This is a genomic window from Ruegeria sp. CDSC042, assembly GCF_059610745.1.
The window spans coordinates 197639-218226 of sequence record NZ_JBXWOF010000005.1; the positions used below are offsets into that span (position 1 = coordinate 197639).

A 20588-nucleotide genomic window follows, 5' to 3' on the forward strand; every position below is an offset into this window, starting at 1 on the left:
CCTGCGGCTACATAACAGCGCCGATTTGCCAGGGGACAAATTCAACGCCCCCAAAACCAAGCTCTTCGCTTTTTGTTTGTTCGCCCGATGCGACACGGATCAACATTTCGAACAACTCTTCGCCCTTGGCCTCGATACTGACCCCGTCAGTGACGATGTCGCCGCAATTCAGATCCATGTCTTCGGACATGCGGGCGTACATTTCCGAATTTGTTGCCAGCTTGATGCAGGGCGTGGGTTGATATCCGGAGACCGACCCCCTGCCCGTGGTGAACACGATCAAATTGGCACCCGCTGCTACCTGACCCGTGACTGAGCAAGGATCGAACCCGGGGCTGTCCATGAAGACAAAGCCCTTTTTGTCGATAATTTCACCAAATCTGTAGACGTCGCGCATCGGGGCCGTGCCCCCCTTGGCCACCGCACCCAGAGACTTTTCAAGAATGGTCGTCAGTCCACCGCGCTTGTTTCCGGGGCTTGGATTGTTGTCCATCTCGCCGCCATTGCGCTTGGTGTAATCTTCCCACCAATGAATACGGTCGATCAGTTTTTTGCCGATTTCCGGCGTTTCTGCGCGCCGGGTCAAAAGATGCTCGGCGCCATAAATTTCAGAGGTTTCCGATAGGATTGTCGTTCCGCCATGGCGCACAAGCAGATCAGAGGCATATCCAAGCGCTGGATTGGCAGTGATGCCGGAATAACCATCCGAGCCACCGCATTGCATCCCGACCGTAATCGCACTGATCGGAGCGGGCTTGCGCACCGCATGATTGGCCAGCCGCGCGATCCCCTCCAGCTCGGCAAGCCCGCGCTCGATCGTGCGGCGCGTACCGCCTTCGTTTTGGATGGTCATATAGCGCAAGGCACCGTCCTCGCGGATGGGGCGGCCATCAACCAGACTGGCCACTTGCATGACCTCACATCCCAGCCCAATCAGCAGAATGCCGGCAAAGTTCGGGTGCTGGGCGTACCCGGCCAGGGTGCGCATCAACGTAGCATAGCCGTCATCCTTGGACGACATACCGCAGCCCGTGCCATGCACGATGGGCACCACCCCGTCCACGTTGGGATATGGATCAAGCAACCCGCTTTTTGAGGCCGCTTCGGCGATGAACCGGGCTACTGAACCCGAACAATTCACCGTCGTCAGAATTCCGATATAATTGCGCGTGCCAACCTTCCCATCGGACCGGTGATACCCAAGAAAACTCCGCTCTTCGTCGATATGCGGCAAAGGAGTATTTGCGGTCGCATGGGCATAGTCCTGCTGATGGGCCCCCATACCAAGATTGTGGACATGGACGTGATCTCCGGCTGCGATATCTGCCTTTGCCTGACCAATGATCTGACCATAGCGAATGACGTTTTTTCCGGCAGAAATTGGGGTAATAGCAATCTTGTGCCCACGCAGAACCTGATCCCGAAGCGGGACATTCAGCCCGGAAGGCTGCGTGCCGATCTTCAGATCTCGGAGTGCAATGACGATATTGTCGTCCGGGTTCAACCTGACTGTATCGCGCGCTGCGGGCTGAGAAGCCTTTATTTTCTGATCTGGTTGCATCATTTTCCTGTTTGCTGATCCCGACTGCTAATCGTCGGGCACGCACTTGTCAACTAACATGTTAGTATGCTAGGTCACTAAATATGAATAAACCACAGGACATAAACGCTCTGCACCTGCGCGATATTTCTACGTCTGAGGGCTCTTTGTCTCAGCGCGTTTACCTCTCAATCAAGCATGCAATCCTGTCGCTGGACTTCGCGCCGGGCGACAACCTCAGGAAGGCGCCGATATGCGAACGCCTTGGCGTTTCGCGTGCGCCCGTGACCGAGGCGATTGCCCGACTTGCTTCCGAGGGTCTGGTGGATGTCGTGCCCCAATCCGGCACGCGCGTATCCTATTTCTCGATGTCCGAAATTCGCGAGGGCATGTTCCTGCGTGAAGCACTTGAACTTGCGACGGTCGCCAAAGTCGCGCGCGATTTGACCGAGGATCAGCGCAAGATACTGGGCCGCAACATGCGTCTGCAAGAGCTGCTGATCGAAGATGAAGATGTCCCCGGCTTTTACGAGGCGGATGAAGAATTCCACGGCTTGCTAATGAAATTCACAGGATTCAACAGGTTAAGCGACGTCGCGCAAACCGTTTCATTGCAAGTGACCAGAGCGCGAATGCTGCTGCTGCCCACCCCGGGCCGGGTGGTGGAAACGCTGGCCGAACACCGCGCCATTTTCAACGCGATTCTTGAGAGAGATGAAAAAGCTGCACAGGACGCCATGCAACGTCATCTTGGGCAGTTGATGCCTCGGATTCAACGCTTGCAGCAGGAACAGTCCCACCTTTTCACGGACTCCCCTCATCCAATACGCGAGGCAGGATGACAGTTACCGCAACAGAGCTTCTAAATGGCCGCACGGCGCGACCCGTTCCGCTGACTCGGATGGGTTTTGGTGGCGCGCCTTTGGGGAATCTCTATCGCAAAGTATCAGATGAGGATGCGCAGGCTGCGCTACAGGCAGCCTTTGATTTGGGTATCCGATTTTTTGACACCGCACCGCAATATGGGTTGGGCCGCTCCGAGCAACGATTTGGCCAGGCTATTGCCCGGTTCGGACGCGAAGAGATTCAACTTTCGACCAAGATCGGGCGTCTGCTGCTGGATTGCGCACCGCATCAGGTCACACCCGAAGCCTTTGTTGATGTGCCGCAGAAACGTATCGTTTTCGACTATACCTATGACGGGGTCATGCGATCCTACGACGCCAGCCGCGACCGGTTGGGTGTCTCATGCGCCGATATCCTGCTTGTGCATGACGTCTGTGCGTTCAGTCAGGGTAGTCAGGAGGCATCTGATGCCAAGATCCGGGAACTGTTCGATGGCGGCGGATACAAAGCTCTGGTCGAACTTCGTGACGCCGGTGAAATCGCAGCCATTGGAGCCGGTGTAAATGAATGGCAGGTCTGCGAAAGATTATTGGGCTTGGGCGACTTTGACGGGTTTCTTCTGGCAGGCCGTTATACCCTGTTGGAACAAGACGCTTTAGACAGCTTTCTACCCCTTTGCGAAAAGCGGGACGTGGGCATAATTCTTGGCGGGCCGTACAACTCGGGTATCCTCGCAACCGGCGCTGTTCCCGGTGCGAAATACAATTATGCTGATGCACCCGAAGACATCCTTGCCCGAGTTCGCCAGATCGAGGCTGTTTGCTCAGCCCATGATACACCACTGATCGCTGCTGCCTTACAATTTGTCCTTGGCCATCCCTGCGTCAAAACCGTTGTCCCCGGCGCGGTGAATGCTGCCGAGGTGCAGGCCAATGCGGCCCTGCTCGAACGTCAAATCCCCGCTGCGCTTTGGTCTGATCTGTGTTCGGAAGGATTGATCCGTTCCGACGCCCCCCTTCCCGGAGAGGCTGCCTATGCTGCGTAATATTGATCCCATCCTGTCGCCTGACCTGTTGTACACCCTGCGCGCTATGGGGCATGGCGATGAAATCGTGATTGCGGATGCGAATTTCCCCGGCTCCAGCTCTGGGCCGGGCTGCATACGTGCCGACGGGTCAAGCGCCAGCGAAATCCTAAGAGCTATTTTGTCTGTCATGCCGTTGGACACATTTGTCCCTGACCCGGCCCTGACCATGCAGGTTGTTGGCGATCCGGATGCTATACCTGAGGCCATCGCCGATTTTCAGACCATTATCAGCGAAATAGCGGACCACCCGGCCACGATACAGGGCCTTGAACGTTTCGCCTTTTACGACCGGGCGGCCACAGCTTTTTCGATCGTGCAAACCGGCGAACGTCGGCTGTATGGCAACATCATCCTGAAAAAGGGTGTTCTTGGATGAAGATCGACGCCCATCAGCATTTTTGGACATTGGCGCGCGAAGACTATGGCTGGCTGACACCGGATCTGGGGCCGATTTACGCGGATTTCGCGCCCGCGGATCTGGCCCCATTGCTGAAAGGAGCGGGAATTGACGGTACGGTCTTAGTACAGGCTGCGCCGACAGCTGCTGAGACCGAGTATCTGCTGTCACTCGCCGAGCAGGCCCCGTTCATAAAAGGCGTTGTCGGATGGGTTGATTTTGAGGCCGCCGACGCACCGGAACAAATCGCACGACTGGCTGCCCACCCGGTTTTTGTCGGTTTGCGCCCCATGGTTCAGGACATTCCCGACCCATTATGGATGCTCAGGGATGGGCTGACACCGGCTTTTGACTCTCTGCAACAGGCAAACCTTACCTTTGATGCGCTGACCCTGCCGCGACATCTGGGGCCGCTTCAACAGCTGCTGGAACGGCACCCACATATGCGTACGGTAATTGATCACGGTGCCAAGCCCCTGATCCGGGAGGGAGTCATGGAGGGTTGGCAAGAAGACATGTCGACATTGGCCCGAAATACAAATGCCTGGTGCAAACTTTCCGGGTTGGTGACCGAGGCCGGGGCGAATTGGACGGTAGAAGACTTGAAGCCTTATGTGGATCACCTGCTGAACACATTCGGGCCCTATCGCCTGATCTGGGGCAGCGACTGGCCGGTTTGCACATTAAACAGCAGTTATGAACGATGGCTCGAGGCGACCGATACGCTGTTAACCGGTCTGTCACCACACGAGCATCAGGCGATACGGGGCGGTAATGCTGCCCAGGCCTATGACCTCAGGAACTAGATTGATCTTTCCGAGGCTGTATGCCGATGGGATTTTGCCGTCGTGGTTCCCCGAAGCTTGGATTTTAGAAGGAGAGTGAAATAGATGATGACATCATCCGAAAACCTTGGCCGTCTGGCTGGAAAAACTGCTCTGATCACCGCTGCGGGACAGGGCATAGGGCGTGCAACAGCCGAATTGTTCGCCGCCGAAGGTGCACAGGTTTTTGCCAGCGACATCAATGATACCTCTCTGGCAGAGTTGCAGAATATCCAAGGCGTTACGTCGGTAAAACTTGACGTAACCGATGCGGCGGCATTGCAGGCCTTCGTCGCGGACACGCCCCCGTTGGATGTTTTGTTCAACTGCGCAGGATATGTGGCTGGCGGGTCCATTCTGGAATGTGATGAACGTGACTGGGATTTCAGTTTTGAGCTGAACGTCAAATCGATGTACCAGCTGATCCAATGTGCCCTGCCAACCATGCTGGAACATGGTGGCGGGTCTATCATCAACATGTCTTCGGTCGCCTCTTCGTTGAAGGGCGTTCCAAACAGGTTTGCATACTGCGCCTCGAAAGCCGCCGTAATCGGACTGACGAAATCGATCGCAGCCGATTTCGTCACACAAGGCATCCGGTGCAATGCGATCTGCCCCGGCACTGTCGACAGCCCCAGCTTGCACGACCGGTTGCGCGCAACTGGGGATTACGAGAAAGCAATGACTGATTTTATTGCGCGGCAACCCATGGGCCGCATCGGAACCGCAGATGAGATCGCGGAACTTGCGCTCTATCTGGCCAGCGATGCCAGCAAATACACAACCGGACAGCCCTTTGCCATTGATGGCGGCTGGACGATCTGAAGCAAATGAGGAATGTGAAATGAAATTGCTACGATACGGCCCAGCAGGCGCGGAAAAGCCGGGCATAGTTGATAAAGACGGCACTATCCGGGACCTGTCGGGGATCGTCGCCGATATTGCTGGGGAAGCGCTTAGCGATGAAACCCTTGTACGGCTGCGCGCGCTGGATCTTGAAACGCTGCCACCTGTCGATGCCGACAGCCGTATCGGCGCCTGTGTTGGACGTGTCGGAAAGTTCATCTGCATCGGTTTAAACTTTGCCGATCACGCGGCCGAAAGCGGCATGGACCTACCTGCTGAGCCGGTGGTCTTTTTCAAAGCGACATCCGCCATCATAGGCCCCGATGACACGGTTGAAATCCCCCGCGGGTCAGTCAAGACCGACTGGGAGGTGGAACTGGGCGTCGTCATCGGAAAAGAAGCAAAATACATCTCGGAGGATGAAGCACTGGCCCATGTGGCAGGATATTGTGTGATCAATGACCTGTCAGAACGGGATTTTCAACTGCACCGTTCAGGTCAGTGGGTCAAAGGTAAATCCGCAGATACGTTCGGCCCAATCGGTCCCTGGCTGGTAACACGGGACGAAATCCCTGATCCCCAAGACCTGCCAATGTATCTTGAGGTGAACGGGCATCGGTATCAGGATGGCTCGACCAGAACGATGCATTTCAGTGTCACAGCGGTGATCTCGCACCTGTCGCAGTTCATGTCACTGCAACCCGGCGACGTGATCTCGACCGGTACACCCCCCGGTGTGGGTCTGGGGCAAAATCCGCAGGTTTACCTCAAACCTGGTGACAAGATGGAACTGGGGATCGAAGGTCTGGGGGTTCAACGTCAGAACGTCATACAGGGATAGCCCCTGGGACCTATCAAGTGGTGCTCATCCAGTCATTCTGGGTGGGTTTCCTCGGACCAGGATCGCCGGAAATTATGCGGTGATATTCTGAATCGGTTCCGGAAATGCACAGAAAGCCTATCCGTACTGGAAAACCCGGATGCAAAGGCTATCTCAGAAACGCTCAGGTTTGTTTCATTCAACAGGGCAAAAGCCCGGTCCAGCCTGAGTTCATTGTAGAACCGTCCCGGCGACATGTTAGTGTGCTGCCTGAACAGCCGCTCCATATGCCGCCGGGACAGGGACGCCTGATCCGCTATTGCCTCGAGGCTAAGCTGCGTTTCAATATTTTCGCGCATGATTTGCACCGCTTCGATCAATTTGGCATTTCGCGTGCCCAAAAGCGCCGAAACCGGCGATACCTGTTTGCTGCCGCCTTCTCCCAGCCTTCTGTGCAGGCACATTTCCGAAACATTGTTTGCCAAGGCGTTTCCAAACAATTCCTCGATAACTTCAAGCATCATGTCAGTGCTGGCGTGCCCGCCCCCGCATGTTCTAAGTTTCCCGTCAATTTCATAGAGGTTCTGGGTCGGCTCCATTGTTGGGAAGTTCTCACAAAAGCCAGGCCGGTTTTCCCAATGGACGGTAAAGTTTCTGGTTCCGATCACGCCCGCCTTTGCTAAGGCAAATGCACCGGTACAAATCCCACCGAACTCACATCCATGCGCCTTTTGGCGCCGAATCCAGTTCAGGACATTTGTGTTGAAAGACCTCATCGGTTGCGTTCCGGAACACACAAAGACAAACGCTCCCTTCTCCAGGTCATGAACCGAGTGATCCGCCTGAACACGTATGCCGTTGGAACAGGTCACGGGTTCTCCGTCGGTGGAGAGCACGTACCATTCGAACAGCTGCTTTCTGGACAGTTGATTTGATATGCGCAGAGGCTCAATCGCGGCACTGAAAGCCAGCATCGTCGTGTTGGGTAAAAGCAGAAAATAGAAGGCCTTGGGCGGCCCGTCATAGGAAACGTCCACGGAAATTGCGCCTTTTGGCAAAAAGCGCGGATTATCCATACGATCCTCTTTCATGTTTAATCCTTATAGAACGTGACCATTTTTATTGTGGCAGCCGAGGCGGCTTGAAATCAATCAACACTTTATATTCATTAGTGAATGCAAGGCTCTTGGAAAATCGGTGTCTATTTTGTATTTTGGATACAAAATTACACCAGCAGAGACTGTAACAATGCCAAGAACCCGCGCAATTCCCAGGCAAAGTTTGCCCGATGTCATCACAAATGACCTGCGCGAGCGTATTCTAAGCGGTGAGATGGCAGAAGGTGAAGCCATCCGTCAAGAAGCCTTGGCAGAAGACTATGACGTGTCACGCATGCCCATACGAGAAGCGTTAAAACGGCTTGATGCAGAGGGTCTTGTGCAGCTGACCAACAATCGCGGCGCTGCGGTGACAAGACATTCGCTGTCAGAAATCGGTGAGATATTTGACCTGCGGATAATGTTGGAGGTCGACCTGTTCAGGCGTGCAATTCCACAGATGACCGAAGCAAATTTTGCCGAATGCGAAAGGTTTCTGGAAGAAATGGAAACGTCCTACGAAGCCTATGATGTCGGGCGGTGGGGTGGTTTGAACTACGAATACCACAATGCGCTTTACGCTGCAGCAGGCCGTGGGATCACCAATGATATACTACAACGGATCAATCTACAGTCCGATCGCTATGTCCGTATGCACCTGAGCGTTATGGAACAACGCGAGCCCGCGAAAAAGGACCATCGCCAACTGCTGACGCTGGCCGAGAATGGGCAAGTTGAGGAAGCCTGCGCGCTGTTGACCCAACATATTGGGCGTACAAAAGACCATTTGCTTGCGATGGTCACCGCAACGCGCAGTTCCGAGAGCTAACCTAACCCAGCGGATGCAGGCATGCAGCCTGATGGGTTGTTCCTTGCAGATCGGGTGGTGCCGCACGGCATTCGTCAGTTGCCAGCCAGCATCGCTGAGCAAAGGCACATCCCTTGGGGATATTCATCGGTGAGGGCAACTCACCTTCCAGCTTGATCCGTTCCTTACGCGCCTCGGGGTCGGCACGCGGTGTCGTCGACAACAACGCTTTGGAGTAAGGATGCCGGGGCGCCGCGAACAACTGTTCTTTCGGAGCTTTCTCGACTGCGCGTCCCAGATACATGACAATTACGTCATCAGCGAAATGCTTCACCACAGACAGGTCATGCGAGATGAACAGGTAGGCCAGGTTCAGACGCTCTTGCAGTTCAACCAGCAGGTTCAGGATTTGTGACTGGATCGAAACATCCAGCGCCGATACCGGTTCATCCAAAACCAGAACCTTGGGGTTCAGCATCAGGGCTCGGGCAATCGCAATCCGCTGCCGTTGGCCGCCCGAAAACATGTGGGGGTAGCGATCATAATGCTCGGGGCGCAGACCGACAAGATCAATCATTTCGCGTGCGCGAGTTTCCCGTTCCGCAGCGGTCATATCGGGCCGGTTGATGATCAGAGGTTCCTGAAGGATCTGACCGATCCGTTGTCGCGGATTAAGCGAACCATAGGGATCCTGAAACACGATCTGCACGTTTTCGCGCATCTCAGCCCATTTTGACGGGGTGATATCGACGCCGTCGATGGTCAGTGTTCCAGAAGTGGGCTCTTCAATCATCGTTACGACGCGAGCGAGGGTGGATTTACCGCACCCGGACTCTCCTACAATGGCCAGCGTCTTGCCAGGCTCTAGGGCAAAATCCACACCGGAAAGGGCTTTGACCGTTGCCGATTTCGACAGCAATCCCCCTTTGACCTCATAGTGCCGGGCCAACGCGTTTGCCTGAACGATCGGGGCGGTCATGCCAATTCTCCAGCGGTGATTTCCTTGACGTGGTGACAGCGGGCCTTGCCGAAATCTGCTCCATGCGGAGCGGGTGGTGTGTTCCGGCACAGGTCATCGGCGAATTGGCATCGCGGGCTGAACAAGCAACCTTTGGGACGGTCAAATTGACCAGGAACAACACCTGGAATCGTCGGCAGCAATTTCGAAGTTGCCCGTTCAGGCAAAGCGTTCAGCAAAGCTGAGGTATAAGGATGGCGCGGTGTGCGGAATAGATCGCGTACCGGCTGTTCCTCGACCTTTTGACCGGCATATTGGACCTGAACCCGCTCGGCGGTTTCTGCCACAACACCCATGTCATGGGTAATCAGAACAAGGCCCATCCCCTGCTCATCGCGCAATCGGACCAACAGATCCAGAATCTGCGCCTGAATTGTTACATCAAGCGCGGTAGTGGGTTCGTCCGCGATCAGAAGTTTCGGGGTGCAGGCAATCGCCATCGCGATCATGACCCGTTGATTCATGCCGCCCGACATCTGATGAGGGAACGTATTCAGACGGCTCTCAGGTGCCGGGATACCCACCAGGTCAAACAGCTCAATCGCGCGGTGATGACGGTCTTTGCGGTTTAGCCCCAAATGGATACGCAGTGCTTCCTTGATCTGGAAACCGACCGTGAAACAGGGGTTTAGCGAAGACATCGGCTCTTGAAAGATCATGGCAATATCTTTGCCGATGATCTTGCGCCGATCCCGTGCCGAGATTTTAGTCAGGTCGCGACCCTCAAAGCTCATTTCATCTGCAGTGATTGTCGCCGTCCATGGCAGCAACCCCATCAGCGCCAGCATTGAAACGGATTTCCCCGAGCCGCTTTCCCCGACAATGGCCATCAACTCGCCCTTGTTGACAGACAGATCAACGCCATCCACAGCGCGGAACTCACCCGACGCAGTAGCAAACTCGACCGAAAGATTTCGGATTTCCAACAGGCTCATGTCGTCAGCTCCGTTTCAGCTTGGGGTCCAGCGCGTCGCGCAGACCGTCGCCCATCAGGTTGATTGCCAGCACCGTGACCAGAATGGCCAGGCCCGGGAAAGTTACCACCCACCAGGCGCGCAGAATGAATTCGCGCGCTTCGGCCAGCATCGTGCCCCATTCAGGCGTTGGCGGCTGCGCCCCCATGCCCAGAAAGCCAAGTGCCGCAGCATCCAGAATCGCGGTCGAGAAGGACAGCGCCGCCTGGACAATGATCGGCGCCAGACAGTTCGGCAGCACGGTTTTGAACATCAGGCGTGCCTTGCTTGCACCGGCCACACGGGCCGAGGTCACATAATCTTTTTGCCGTTCGGCCAGAACCGAGGCGCGGGTGAGGCGCACGTAATGTGGTTGAAACACAATGGCGATGGCGATCATTGCATTGGTCAGAGACGGGCCCAGAATGGCGACCAGAACCAGTGCCAGCAGCAGCGACGGAAAGGACAAGATAATATCCATCACGCGCATGATCATCGTATCGACCCATTTGGGTGCAAACCCGGATAGCAGGCCAAGAACCACACCGCCTGACACGGCCACACAAACCACGACGATCCCGACAAAGAAGGAATAGCGAGATCCCATAATCAGCCGCGACAGCATATCCCGGCCCAGTGGATCAGTCCCCAGCGGGAAGGCCCAACTGCCGCCTTCCTGCCATGCCGGAGGCTGCAGGATATGCTCGCGGAACTGTTCGGTTGGATCGTAGGGGGCCAGCAAAGGTGCGAAGGCAGCGCAAAAGACAAAGGCGGCGAATACCCACAGGCCAATCACCGCGCCGCGGTTTTCACTGAAATAAAACCAGAATTCGCGCAAGGCGCTTGGGCGGTCTTCGGTTTTGGGTGCGTTTGCGGATAGTTCAGCCATCACCGCCTCCGGATTTTTGGATTGATGATGCCATAAAGGACATCGACCAGTAGGTTCACCAGCATCACGATCACGGCGATCATCAGAAGACCGCCCTGCACCACCGGGTAATCGCGCCGGAAGATGCTGTCGACCATCCACTTGCCGATGCCCGGCCAGCTAAAGATCGTCTCGGTCAGAATTGCACCAGCCAGCAAAGTTCCAACCGACAGGCCGATCACCGTAATCACGGGGATCAACGCATTACGCAGAGCATGCAGCCCGTTGATCCGAGTGGGTGACAGGCCTTTTGCCCGCGCGGTACGAATGTAGTCCTCGCCCAAAACCTCAAGCATCGCCGAGCGCGTCTGACGCGCAATGACAGCCAGCGGGATCGTCCCCAGAACAATCGTTGGCAGAATCAAATGCCGAACAGCCGACGTGAATGCCCCGGGTTGCCCCGACAAAAGACTGTCGATCAGCATAAAGCCGGTCACGCTGGGGAAGTAATACAGAAGGTCGATCCGACCCGAAACAGGCGTCCAGCCCAGGTTGCCCGAGAACACGATGATCAGCAGCAGCGCCCACCAGAAGATCGGCATCGAATATCCCACCAGCGCAGATGACATCAGCGCCCGATCAAAGAATTTGCCCCGGTTGACTGCGGCAATGACACCGGCGGGCAACCCAAGGGCCACCGCGAAGATCATCGCGCAGATCGACAATTCCAGCGTCGCTGGGAACAGGGCAAAAAACTCGTCCCAGACCGGTTTCTTGGTGACAAAGCTTTCGCCCAGATCGCCCTGCATAACGCCGGTCAGATAGTCCCAATATTGTTGGAGGACCGGCTTGTCGAAGCCCAGTTTGACCACCATTTCCTGATAGCGTTCCTCGGACATTCCGCGTTCACCGGCCATGACGATGATCGGATCACCGGGCAAAACCCGAATGAACATGAAGGAGATAAGCGTTACACCCAGGAATGTCGGAATGAACATACCGAGACGAGAAAGAAAGTAGCCAAACATCAGCGACCTATGATTGTGAGATCTTTGGGAAAGTGGGTCAGCGACCGACAGCCATCCCCTGTAACAAGCACGTCATCTTCTATGCGCACGCCGAAATTGTCCAGCGCGTATAGGCCCGGCTCGTTTGTCCAAACCATGCCCGGAAGGATTTTCTGGTCGTTTCCACGCATGATATACGGCGCTTCGTGAACGTCGCGGCCCAGCCCGTGGCCCGTTTTAGTGCGGATCCGATCGGCATAGGGTGACGCTTCGAGCACGCTGATCACGGCATCGTCGATATCATGCGCCGTGACACCGGGACGGCAGGCTTTGAACCCTGCCAGATTGGCGCGCAGAACGGTGTCATAGACCGCCCTGCCCTCGTCCGAGACCTCTTCGACAAAGAACGTGCGGGTGATGTCGGCGGCAAACCCATGTTTGCGGGCTCCGAAATCAAACAAAAGCGCATCGCCCGGTTTGATCTGGTAATCCGCCCGCGCCTTGCCATGGGGCCGCGCCGAGTTGTCCCCGGCGGCAACAATCGGCGAAAATGCCAGCGAGGCGGCGCCTTCCGCAAACAGTGCCTGAATCAAGGCCTGTTCAATCTGCAATTCGGTCTGACCGACGCGCACATCCGCAATCACGCGCTCTAACGCGCTTTCAGAGATGTCGATCGCGGCTTGAAGCGCTGCGATATCGTCTTCTGTCTTGATAATGCGCAAGCCAGAAATTTCACGCTCGGCATCGACAATCCGCAGGTCCGGTAACGCGTTGGTAAACGCTTTCGACACAAAGACTCGCATCACCTGCCCTTCCACAGCCAGCGATGTCAGCGGCATATGCTTGGCGAGGGCTGCAAAGGCGTCATCATATCCGGTCTGGTCGAACCAGTCGAAAACGGCGCCTTCAAATTCAACCAGGTCCCAACTGCCGAGCTCAAGGTTGGGAACGATGGCCGCAGGAGAACCTTCGCCGGGGACCACGACCACAAAGGGCCGCTCGTGGCTCATGAAAGGTTTTCCCAATGCACGGGTGAAATTTGGGCCGGGCACAAGGGCCACGGCATCAACTGACATGTCCTTTGCCAGTTGACGGTACTCGGACAAATTCGGCATCAGGGCCGACCTCCAATAAGAAACCGGAGCCGCCACGCGGGCGGCTCCGGTCGGTAAGTGATGAATTATTCGACGCTCACACCGTAGAAGATGTGGCCGCCCAGCGGGTGCACTTTATAGCCCTGCACTTCGTTGCGCATCGGCATAAAGACCACCGAGTGTGCGATCGTTGCCCAAGGCGCCTGCTCTTTGAATACCACCTGAGCGTCTTCGTACAGCTTGGTGCGTTCGGCCTGATCGGTGGACTGCTTGGCCTTGAGGATCAGCTCTTCGAAGGGCTCGTGGCACCACTGCGCCCGGTTCGAGGCTTCGCGTCCGTCACAACCCAGCAGAACCGCCAAGAAGTTGTCTGGATCGCCATTGTCACCGGTCCAACCCAGCAGAACGGCTCCGTCACGGTCCAGATCTTTCGAACGCGACAGGTATTCACCCCATTCATAGGACACGATTTCGACGTCGACACCAACCTTGGCAAAATCCGCTTGGATCAGCTCGGCCATACGGCGTGCATTCGGGTTATAGGGACGCTGTACCGGCATAGCCCAAACCTTCATCGACAGGTCGGATACGCCTTCGGCTTCCAGCATCGCCTTGGCCGCTTCGGGATCATACGCGTCATCGGTGATGGCGTCGTTATAGCCCCACATGGTTGGCGGGATCGGGTTCTTGGCAACTTGGCCCGAGCCCTGGAACACGACGTCGATGATCGCATTCTTGTCGATCGCCATGTTCAGCGCCTTGCGGACCTTCGGATTGTCGAACGGTGCCATGGTGGTGTTGTAGGCGAGGTAGCCGACGTTCAGACCTTCCTGCTCCAACATGTTGATATCTGCATCGTCCTGCATCGCCTGAATGTCGGCCGGGTTCGGATAAGGCATGATATGACATTCGCCCGCTTTCAGCTTTTGATAGCGAACCGATGCATCCGGCGTGATAGCGAAGATCAGGTTCTCCACATCCGCAGGGGCCTTCCAGTAGTCGGCATTCTGCGCATAGCGGATCACCGCGTCTTTCTGGTAGGCTACAAACGAGAACGGACCAGTCCCGATCGGTGCTGTGTTCAGATTCTCAGGCGTACCCGCGGCCATCATCGCATCCGCATATTCCGCAGACAGGATCGAGGCGAAGTCCATCGCCATGTTGGCCACAAAAGGCGCTTCAGGCTTGGACAGGGTGAACTTCACTGTGTAGTCGTCGACTTTTTCAATCGACTCGACCAGGTCCGGCATACCCATGCCCTGGAAATATTCCCAGGTACCACCAGATACCTGATTATAGGCATGGCCTTCATCCTTCTGGCGCATGAACGAGAAGATCACGTCATCAGCATTGAAATCACGCGTCGGCGTGAATTCGTCATTCGAATGGAATTTGACGCCCTGACGCAATTTGAAGGTATATTCCAGACCATCATCGCTGGCCTCAACGCTTTCCGCCAGACCGGGGATAACATTGGTAGTACCGGTCTCAAACTCGAGCAGACGGTTGTAAATCGGGTGTGACGAGGCATCAAAGGTTGTCCCTGCGGTAAATAGCGCCGGGTCAAAGCCTTCGGGTGATCCTTCCGAGCAATATACCAAAGTATTTGCTTGGGCCGCAGCACTGGACAACGCAATCGCTGCAGTTGCGGCCATCAATCTAAGTTTCATGAGTTTCTCCCAGAAATGTTTTTTCTTCAGATTTTCGCGTTGTTCTAATTTCTAGTCAGAACAATCTTTGATGACTGTCACCGCCGCGAAATCCCTGCCCAATGTATCCAAAATACAAAATCCATTGTCAACTGAGTTCACCGCCCAGCGATCAGGAAGTAAAAAAGAGGGCAGGTACAGCGTTATGATTTGCCTGGTCGGGCCTGTTTTCTAACTGATTTCGGTTCTTTGGCGATTAGAGCCAAGCAGTGGCGAAGCCACCGGGCAGGAGCGTCCGAACTCTTGAATGCCATCAATCCTAAATGCCGCGGGCTTCAGGGATCGACCTCCACATCCATATCTTGAATCGAGTCGATCCGACCCAAATGTCAGGCGCCGTAACGGGCCATGAACATGTCGACAGCCTGCAGCGCGACCTCTTCAATCTCAGCCTCTGAAAAGCTGCTTTGAATGCCGAATGTGGATCGGGGCCAAAGGCGGACCTTGCACAATTCCGAAAACTGTTCAGCGGCAAATTGAAGGTCCTCGATAACCAATTCGCCTTTATTCACCGCTTTTTGCAGATATTCTGCAAGTTGCCGGGTGCCATTTTGCGGCCCCGCCTCATAGAAGGCGCGGCCAAGTTCGGGGAATCGATCTTGCTCGGCCACGCAGATGCGGAACACCTGCTGCGCAAAATCCGACACCAGAAATGCGGCCAGCTGGGTCGCAGCGATGGTCAGCACCTCGCGCGCGGGTTTTGTATCGTCAACCATCGAAACGACATTCTCGGCCATACGGCAGCATTCGTTCTGAGCGACCTCCATGAAAAGAAGACGCTTATCCGGGAAATAGCTGTACAAAGTCGCCTTGGAAACACCCGCCGCGCGCGCAATGTCATCTACGCTAGCTCCTTCGAAACCATCTGCCATGAACACCGATCGGGCTCCTTGCAGGACCTGATCAAATTTTCGGCCTGTTCGCAAAATGGCAGTTGCTTCGGACATGCGCTCTCCTTCAGGGGTGAATTCGTCGAATCTATAAACTGATCAGTTCAGATACAACGATTCGCATAGGATTTCGTCCATGGGCAGGCGGGATTATGGTAATTTTTCCGTTAGGCCAGTCCGCGAAGGTCGTTCGACGGGGCCTGATTGGCCAGGGGTTGCCGCCAGAGAAAACCGTGCTAACACTCTGGCCATGGCTGATATTTTTCTGCGTACGCTGCCGTTCTTTGCGATTATCGGCCTGGGGTATTGGGCTGGGCGCAGTCGGTTCTTTTCGGAAGAAGCCACGGCCTATCTGACGAAATTCGTGTTCTATTTTGCACTTTCGGCAATGTTGTTCCGCTTTGCCGCCACCCTGCCCTTTGCCGAGATATTCGACGGCAGATTGGTCGCGGGCTATCTGCTGGGAACGCTTACGGTTTATGCTCTGGCCAGTCTGATCGCGTGGATGCGCGGCCTTGACATACCAACTTCTGCCGTCGAAGCCCAATGCGCTGCGATCGGCAATGTGGGCTTTCTGGGGCTGCCGATGCTTGCGCTTTTGTTCACCGAAGCAGCAATCGGCCCGGTCATGCTGGTATTGACTGTCGACCTTGTGGTGTTTTCCTCGCTGATTGTGATTTTGATCAATGCCGGACGCGATGGGCGGCTGACGCCGGCAACATTTCGGTTGATTGGCCTCGGTTTGCTCAAAAACCCGATGATCGTATCTATTTCAGCGGGGCTATTGTGGTCAGCCTTCCAAATTCCCGTGCCCGTTCCACTGAACGATTTTCTGACAATCCTGGGCGGGGCAGCCACTCCGGGAGCCTTGTTTGCGATAGGGGCATCGCTCGCCAGCAAATCCGCCGAGCGTGTTCAGATCGCTGCCTGGCTGAGTTTTTGCAAGCTGATCATTCATCCGCTCTGCGTTGCTGTCTTCGTAATCTGGCTGATCCCGGCGGAAAGCTTCTCGGCTTCGGTTGCCATTGCAGCGGCAGCACTGCCGGTCGCTGGGAATGTCTATATGCTGGCGGCCTATTACGGGGTCGCACCCCATCGGGCTTCGGCCGCAATTCTCTTGTCTACCGTGGTCAGCATCCTGACACTGCCACTGGTGATTGCCATAGCCGGAACATTCTAAGCCACAGATAGGGAAAATACTCGCTGGCCGCAGGAACACAGACTTTACGCACGGACCGAGTAACGATAGCCATGGCGCGAACCTAACGTAAGGACGGAACCAAATGGAAACCCTTTCGGAAAACGCTTGTTTCGGAGGCGTCCAGGGCGTCTACCGCCACGCCTCGGCTGCCTGCCAATGCGACATGACTTTTGGACTGTTCCTGCCCGCCGAGGCAAAGGACGGCCCGGTTCCGGTTCTATGGTATCTGTCTGGTCTGACCTGTACCCATGAAAACGCCATGACCAAGGCCGGGGCGCAGGCCTGGGCCGCGGAACAGGGTATCGCCCTTGTTTTCCCTGACACATCCCCGCGCGGCGAAGGCGTTGCCGATCACGAGGACTACGATCTGGGCCAGGGCGCGGGGTTTTATGTGAATGCCACGCAATCACCCTGGGCACCGCACTTCAACATGTGGGACTATGTGGCCGAGGAATTGCCCGCTCTGCTGGTTGAAACCTTTGCAATCGACGCAGACCGCCAGGCCGTTACCGGCCATTCCATGGGCGGCCATGGCGCCCTGACATTGGCAATGAACCTACCGGGCCGGTTCCGATCGGTTTCGGCATTTGCACCGATTTCAAACCCAACAAGCGCCGATTGGGGCCGCAAACAACTGAAGGCATATCTGGGCGATGACGCGGCCCAATGGGCCAAGCACGACGCATCGCTGATGATGAAGAACACCGGTTTCGACGGCCCTGTCCTGATCGACACCGGCGACAATGACCAGTTCATCGACCTGTTGCGCCCCCAGGCGCTGGCCCAGGCGATAGCCGAACGTCGCCAACAGGCAGTTTTCCGTCTGCAGCCCGGCTATGACCATTCTTACTTCTTTGTGTCGACCTTCATGGAAGACCACATCACTTTCCACGCCGAAGCACTGTATGGAGACTGAGGCATGAGCAAATACGACTATGACCTGATCATTGTCGGGTCCGGCCCTTCCGGTCGTTCGGCGGCGATTCAGGCAGGCAAGTTGAAACGCCGGGTGCTGGTTATCGACCGCAAGGATCGGTTGGGTGGGGTCTCGGTCCATACCGGGACCATCCCGTCAAAAACTCTCCGCGAGACAGTGCTGAACCTGTCTGGCTGGCGCGAGCGCAGCTTTTACGGGCGCTCGTACCGGGTAAAGGATCAGATCCGGGCCGAAGACCTCAAGGCTCGGCTGCACATGACGCTGGACCATGAGGTCGATGTGCTGGAACATCAGTTCAACCGGAACCACGTGGAAACCTTAAATGGTCTGGCAAGATTTGTCGGTCCCCACGAGATTGAGGTTGCAACCGACGCAGGCGAAACCACACGTCTGTCCGCCGCAAAGTTCCTGATCGCCACCGGAACCAAGACCTATCGTCCCGATTATGTGCCCTTCAACGGGAAGACCATCGTCGATGGCGATGATTTTCTGGAGATGGCCGAGATACCGCGCTCGCTATGCGTGATAGGGGCCGGTGTAATCGGTGTTGAATATGCCACGATGTTTTCAGCGCTTGATGTACGTGTCACCCTGATTGAACCCCGCGAGACGTTTCTGGATTTCATCGACAGCCGGCTGATCCACGACTTTACCCACCAAATCCGCGAAAACGGCGTGGATTTGCGGCTGGGCTCTGCCGTTGAAAAGATCGAAGATGGAGGTAGCCACGTAGAAGTGACGCTCGAGAATGGACGGCATGTCCGGGCCGAGATGTTGCTGTTTGCCGCCGGGCGGATGGGCGCGACCTCGGCCTTGAATCTGGATGCGGTCGGGCTGACAACCGATCACCGCAACCGGATTGAGGTCGATCGCAAGACCTATCAGACAGCGGTACCGCATATCTATGCGACCGGAGATGTAATCGGACATCCCTCGCTGGCATCAACCTCGCTGCAGCAGGGGCGCGTGGCGGCATGTCACGCGTTGGAGACCCCGACCCTGCCGGAAAGCCCCTGGTACCCTTACGGCATCTATTCGGTGCCCGAGATATCCACCTGCGGCATGTCCGAAGAGGAACTACAGGAGCGCGATATCCCTTATGAGGTTGGCGTCGCGCGATTCCGCGAAACTTCTCGCGGGCACATCATGGGGTTGGAACATGGCATGTTGAAGATGCTGTTTTCGCTGAAAACCCGCCGGGTTCTTGGTGTGCAGATCGTAGGCGAAGGCGCGACTGAGCTGATCCATATCGCACAGGCTGTATTGAACCTGAAAGGCACAGTGGATTATTTCGTTCAAAACACATTCAACTACCCGACCTTGGCCGAGGCTTATAAGATCGCTGGTCTGGATGCGTTCAACCGGATGCCCATCCCCGAGGAATTCAAGGTCAAGAAGAAGCCTGCCGAGAAACAGGCAAAGAAAGCGTGACAACCCTGTACATAGACGCAGATGCCTGTCCAGTGAAGGCCGAGGCCGAGCGTGTAGCGACCCGACATAAGATTCCGATGGCTCTGGTTTCGAACGGTGGCCTGAGGCCTTCGGCCAATCCTCTGGTACAGGTTGTGATCGTGTCCGCAGGTGCGGATGAGGCCGATAAATGGATCGCAGAGCGTTGTGGTACAGGGGACGTGGTTGTGACCTCAGACATTCCTTTAGCCGCGAAATGTGTTGAAGCAGGTGCGCGTGTATTACGTCACAACGGCGAGGCCTTTACCGCCGCCAATATTGGTCAGCAACTGGCGATGCGCGACCTGATGGCAGACCTGCGTTCGGCAAACCCTCTGGGCGCCGGGGGCGGTGGCAAGCCTTTTGGCAAGGCCGATAGGTCCCGGTTTTTGGATGCGTTGGAACGGGAATTGCGGGCGGCACTAAGGGCGTGACCCTCCCGCCCGTCACAGACGCATCAGAGATGCGTCCCCTCCGGTTGGGCCGGGCAGCGCTGCGCGCTGCAGTTCCTGTCTTGAAAAGCGCGGCAAGGATTGATTCAGTCAGCCCCAGCAGAGATTCTAAGAAGGATTGTTCATGCCAATAGAAGCGGTGGTTTTCGACATCGGGAATGTCCTGATAGAATGGCAGCCAGAACGCTACTACGACGCGGTTATTGGTGAAGACCGTCGCCGGGCCATGTTTGCCGAGGTTGACCTGCATGGAATGAACGATCTGGTTGATCAGGGGCAACATTTCACTGACACTATCTATGGCTGGGCTGATAAATATCCCCAATGGCGGGATGAAATCCGGATGTGGCACGACAAGTGGATCGAATTGGCCACGCCCGAAATTCCCCACTCGGTACGACTGCAACGTGCGCTGCGCGCCAAAGGCATCTCGGTCTTTGCGCTCACAAATTTCGGGGTGCAGAATTTTGAGTATGCAACCACGGTCTATCCATTCCTCACCGAGTTTGACCGGCTGTATGTTTCAGGTCGCATGCAGACTGTGAAACCGCATGTCCCGATTTACGAGATGGTCGAAGCCGATTGTGGTCTGGCGCCTGAGGCGTTGTTGTTCACCGACGACCGGATCGACAATATCGAAACGGCGCAGGCGCGAGGCTGGCAAACGCATCATTTTGAGGGCCCGCAAGGATGGGCCGACCGGTTGGTGGCAGAGGGGCTTTTGACCCGCGAAGAGGCCCGCTAG

21 protein-coding genes are annotated in these 20588 nt (G+C 55.9%); 12 read left to right on the plus strand and 9 right to left on the minus strand.

Features of this window, described 5'->3' with window-relative positions; all coding sequences use genetic code 11:
- Nucleotides 1-7: 7 nt before the first annotated feature.
- The gene (locus AC2FHX_RS12675) at nucleotides 8-1561 is read right to left on the minus strand and encodes a UxaA family hydrolase (protein WP_496702088.1); all 1554 of its coding nucleotides are present in this window, start codon (nucleotides 1559-1561) and stop codon (nucleotides 8-10) included.
- Between the two features lie 83 nt (nucleotides 1562-1644).
- On the opposite strand from AC2FHX_RS12675, the gene AC2FHX_RS12680 reads away from it, so the two are divergent.
- From AC2FHX_RS12680 to AC2FHX_RS12705, 6 genes are all read left to right on the plus strand, one after another.
- Nucleotides 1645-2382, plus strand: a complete 738-nt coding sequence (locus tag AC2FHX_RS12680; RefSeq protein ID WP_496697013.1) for a GntR family transcriptional regulator — start codon at nucleotides 1645-1647, stop codon at nucleotides 2380-2382.
- The gene (locus AC2FHX_RS12685; RefSeq protein ID WP_496701872.1) at nucleotides 2379-3431 is read left to right on the plus strand and encodes an aldo/keto reductase; all 1053 of its coding nucleotides are present in this window, start codon (nucleotides 2379-2381) and stop codon (nucleotides 3429-3431) included. The genes AC2FHX_RS12680 and AC2FHX_RS12685 overlap by 4 nt, the downstream gene beginning before the upstream one ends.
- The gene (locus tag AC2FHX_RS12690) at nucleotides 3421-3849 is read left to right on the plus strand and encodes an RbsD/FucU family protein (protein ID WP_496697009.1); all 429 of its coding nucleotides are present in this window, start codon (nucleotides 3421-3423) and stop codon (nucleotides 3847-3849) included. Before AC2FHX_RS12685 ends, AC2FHX_RS12690 begins: the two co-directional genes overlap by 11 nt.
- Nucleotides 3846-4676 (plus strand): amidohydrolase family protein, encoded by an 831-nt coding sequence (locus tag AC2FHX_RS12695; protein ID WP_496701871.1) that lies wholly within the window; start codon nucleotides 3846-3848, stop codon nucleotides 4674-4676. The genes AC2FHX_RS12690 and AC2FHX_RS12695 overlap by 4 nt, the downstream gene beginning before the upstream one ends.
- Nucleotides 4677-4760: 84 nt before the next feature.
- Nucleotides 4761-5519 (plus strand): SDR family oxidoreductase, encoded by a 759-nt coding sequence (locus tag AC2FHX_RS12700; RefSeq protein WP_496701870.1) that lies wholly within the window; start codon nucleotides 4761-4763, stop codon nucleotides 5517-5519.
- 19 nt (nucleotides 5520-5538) lie between these two features.
- A complete protein-coding gene (locus AC2FHX_RS12705; protein WP_496701868.1) occupies nucleotides 5539-6381 on the plus strand; it encodes a fumarylacetoacetate hydrolase family protein in 843 nt (280 codons plus the stop codon).
- A gap of 32 nt (nucleotides 6382-6413) precedes the next feature.
- Here AC2FHX_RS12705 and AC2FHX_RS12710 read toward each other — a convergent pair whose 3' ends face one another.
- Nucleotides 6414-7451, minus strand: coding sequence for a GlxA family transcriptional regulator (locus AC2FHX_RS12710; protein ID WP_246097212.1), 1038 nt, complete (start codon nucleotides 7449-7451; stop codon nucleotides 6414-6416).
- Nucleotides 7452-7608: 157 nt separating this feature from the next.
- Between AC2FHX_RS12710 and AC2FHX_RS12715 the strand changes: the two genes are divergently transcribed.
- Nucleotides 7609-8286, plus strand: a complete 678-nt coding sequence (locus AC2FHX_RS12715) for a GntR family transcriptional regulator (protein WP_496701866.1) — start codon at nucleotides 7609-7611, stop codon at nucleotides 8284-8286.
- A 1-nt stretch (nucleotide 8287) separates the two neighbouring features.
- Here AC2FHX_RS12715 and AC2FHX_RS12720 read toward each other — a convergent pair whose 3' ends face one another.
- The 7 genes from AC2FHX_RS12720 to AC2FHX_RS12750 form a co-directional block, all read right to left on the minus strand.
- Nucleotides 8288-9244 carry an ABC transporter ATP-binding protein gene (locus AC2FHX_RS12720; protein ID WP_281972919.1) on the minus strand — a complete coding sequence of 319 codons (957 nt, stop codon included), beginning with the start codon at nucleotides 9242-9244 and terminating at the stop codon, nucleotides 8288-8290.
- Nucleotides 9241-10218, minus strand: a complete 978-nt coding sequence (locus AC2FHX_RS12725; RefSeq protein ID WP_496701864.1) for an ABC transporter ATP-binding protein — start codon at nucleotides 10216-10218, stop codon at nucleotides 9241-9243. The genes AC2FHX_RS12720 and AC2FHX_RS12725 overlap by 4 nt, the downstream gene beginning before the upstream one ends.
- A 4-nt stretch (nucleotides 10219-10222) precedes the next feature.
- The gene (locus AC2FHX_RS12730) at nucleotides 10223-11125 is read right to left on the minus strand and encodes an ABC transporter permease subunit (RefSeq protein WP_185956667.1); all 903 of its coding nucleotides are present in this window, start codon (nucleotides 11123-11125) and stop codon (nucleotides 10223-10225) included.
- Nucleotides 11125-12132 (minus strand): ABC transporter permease subunit, encoded by a 1008-nt coding sequence (locus tag AC2FHX_RS12735; protein WP_142636316.1) that lies wholly within the window; start codon nucleotides 12130-12132, stop codon nucleotides 11125-11127. The genes AC2FHX_RS12730 and AC2FHX_RS12735 overlap by 1 nt, the downstream gene beginning before the upstream one ends.
- Nucleotides 12132-13226: a M24 family metallopeptidase gene (locus AC2FHX_RS12740; protein ID WP_496701862.1), complete on the minus strand. Its 1095-nt coding sequence runs from the start codon at nucleotides 13224-13226 to the stop codon at nucleotides 12132-12134. The genes AC2FHX_RS12735 and AC2FHX_RS12740 overlap by 1 nt, the downstream gene beginning before the upstream one ends.
- A gap of 65 nt (nucleotides 13227-13291) precedes the next feature.
- Nucleotides 13292-14875, minus strand: a complete 1584-nt coding sequence (locus tag AC2FHX_RS12745; RefSeq protein ID WP_496691598.1) for an ABC transporter substrate-binding protein — start codon at nucleotides 14873-14875, stop codon at nucleotides 13292-13294.
- Nucleotides 14876-15243: 368 nt separating this feature from the next.
- A complete protein-coding gene (locus tag AC2FHX_RS12750) occupies nucleotides 15244-15861 on the minus strand; it encodes a TetR/AcrR family transcriptional regulator (protein WP_142636321.1) in 618 nt (205 codons plus the stop codon).
- Between the two features lie 193 nt (nucleotides 15862-16054).
- Here AC2FHX_RS12750 and AC2FHX_RS12755 point away from each other — a divergent pair, with 193 nt between their 5' ends.
- The 5 genes from AC2FHX_RS12755 to AC2FHX_RS12775 all read left to right on the plus strand — a co-directional run bounded on the left by AC2FHX_RS12755 (nucleotide 16055) and on the right by AC2FHX_RS12775 (nucleotide 20588).
- Nucleotides 16055-16984: an AEC family transporter gene (locus AC2FHX_RS12755; RefSeq protein ID WP_142636323.1), complete on the plus strand. Its 930-nt coding sequence runs from the start codon at nucleotides 16055-16057 to the stop codon at nucleotides 16982-16984.
- A gap of 103 nt (nucleotides 16985-17087) precedes the next feature.
- Nucleotides 17088-17921 (plus strand): S-formylglutathione hydrolase, encoded by an 834-nt coding sequence (gene fghA / locus AC2FHX_RS12760; protein ID WP_496701860.1) that lies wholly within the window; start codon nucleotides 17088-17090, stop codon nucleotides 17919-17921.
- A 3-nt stretch (nucleotides 17922-17924) separates the two neighbouring features.
- Nucleotides 17925-19373 carry a Si-specific NAD(P)(+) transhydrogenase gene (sthA, locus tag AC2FHX_RS12765; protein ID WP_142636327.1) on the plus strand — a complete coding sequence of 483 codons (1449 nt, stop codon included), beginning with the start codon at nucleotides 17925-17927 and terminating at the stop codon, nucleotides 19371-19373.
- Nucleotides 19370-19825 carry a YaiI/YqxD family protein gene (locus AC2FHX_RS12770; RefSeq protein ID WP_281972917.1) on the plus strand — a complete coding sequence of 152 codons (456 nt, stop codon included), beginning with the start codon at nucleotides 19370-19372 and terminating at the stop codon, nucleotides 19823-19825. Before sthA ends, AC2FHX_RS12770 begins: the two co-directional genes overlap by 4 nt.
- A 142-nt stretch (nucleotides 19826-19967) precedes the next feature.
- A complete protein-coding gene (locus tag AC2FHX_RS12775) occupies nucleotides 19968-20588 on the plus strand; it encodes an HAD family hydrolase (protein ID WP_496691594.1) in 621 nt (206 codons plus the stop codon).

What these genes read in the sequence shown, in the direction of transcription:
- AC2FHX_RS12735 (WP_142636316.1), bottom strand. Translation starts at nt 12,132, where the DNA reads ATGTTTGGCTACTTTCTTTCTCGTCTCGGTATGTTCATTCCGACATTC.
- AC2FHX_RS12675 (WP_496702088.1), bottom strand. Translation starts at nt 1,561, where the DNA reads ATGCAACCAGATCAGAAAATAAAGGCTTCTCAGCCCGCAGCGCGCGAT.
- AC2FHX_RS12740 (WP_496701862.1), bottom strand. Translation starts at nt 13,226, where the DNA reads ATGCCGAATTTGTCCGAGTACCGTCAACTGGCAAAGGACATGTCAGTT.
- AC2FHX_RS12685 (WP_496701872.1), top strand. Translation starts at nt 2,379, where the DNA reads ATGACAGTTACCGCAACAGAGCTTCTAAATGGCCGCACGGCGCGACCC.
- fghA (WP_496701860.1), top strand. Translation starts at nt 17,088, where the DNA reads ATGGAAACCCTTTCGGAAAACGCTTGTTTCGGAGGCGTCCAGGGCGTC.
- AC2FHX_RS12730 (WP_185956667.1), bottom strand. Translation starts at nt 11,125, where the DNA reads ATGGCTGAACTATCCGCAAACGCACCCAAAACCGAAGACCGCCCAAGC.
- AC2FHX_RS12775 (WP_496691594.1), top strand. Translation starts at nt 19,968, where the DNA reads ATGCCAATAGAAGCGGTGGTTTTCGACATCGGGAATGTCCTGATAGAA.
- AC2FHX_RS12715 (WP_496701866.1), top strand. Translation starts at nt 7,609, where the DNA reads ATGCCAAGAACCCGCGCAATTCCCAGGCAAAGTTTGCCCGATGTCATC.
- AC2FHX_RS12710 (WP_246097212.1), bottom strand. Translation starts at nt 7,451, where the DNA reads ATGAAAGAGGATCGTATGGATAATCCGCGCTTTTTGCCAAAAGGCGCA.
- AC2FHX_RS12720 (WP_281972919.1), bottom strand. Translation starts at nt 9,244, where the DNA reads ATGACCGCCCCGATCGTTCAGGCAAACGCGTTGGCCCGGCACTATGAG.
- AC2FHX_RS12750 (WP_142636321.1), bottom strand. Translation starts at nt 15,861, where the DNA reads ATGTCCGAAGCAACTGCCATTTTGCGAACAGGCCGAAAATTTGATCAG.
- AC2FHX_RS12725 (WP_496701864.1), bottom strand. Translation starts at nt 10,218, where the DNA reads ATGAGCCTGTTGGAAATCCGAAATCTTTCGGTCGAGTTTGCTACTGCG.
- AC2FHX_RS12700 (WP_496701870.1), top strand. Translation starts at nt 4,761, where the DNA reads ATGATGACATCATCCGAAAACCTTGGCCGTCTGGCTGGAAAAACTGCT.
- AC2FHX_RS12745 (WP_496691598.1), bottom strand. Translation starts at nt 14,875, where the DNA reads ATGAAACTTAGATTGATGGCCGCAACTGCAGCGATTGCGTTGTCCAGT.
- AC2FHX_RS12695 (WP_496701871.1), top strand. Translation starts at nt 3,846, where the DNA reads ATGAAGATCGACGCCCATCAGCATTTTTGGACATTGGCGCGCGAAGAC.
- sthA (WP_142636327.1), top strand. Translation starts at nt 17,925, where the DNA reads ATGAGCAAATACGACTATGACCTGATCATTGTCGGGTCCGGCCCTTCC.
- AC2FHX_RS12690 (WP_496697009.1), top strand. Translation starts at nt 3,421, where the DNA reads ATGCTGCGTAATATTGATCCCATCCTGTCGCCTGACCTGTTGTACACC.
- AC2FHX_RS12705 (WP_496701868.1), top strand. Translation starts at nt 5,539, where the DNA reads ATGAAATTGCTACGATACGGCCCAGCAGGCGCGGAAAAGCCGGGCATA.
- AC2FHX_RS12755 (WP_142636323.1), top strand. Translation starts at nt 16,055, where the DNA reads ATGGCTGATATTTTTCTGCGTACGCTGCCGTTCTTTGCGATTATCGGC.
- AC2FHX_RS12680 (WP_496697013.1), top strand. Translation starts at nt 1,645, where the DNA reads ATGAATAAACCACAGGACATAAACGCTCTGCACCTGCGCGATATTTCT.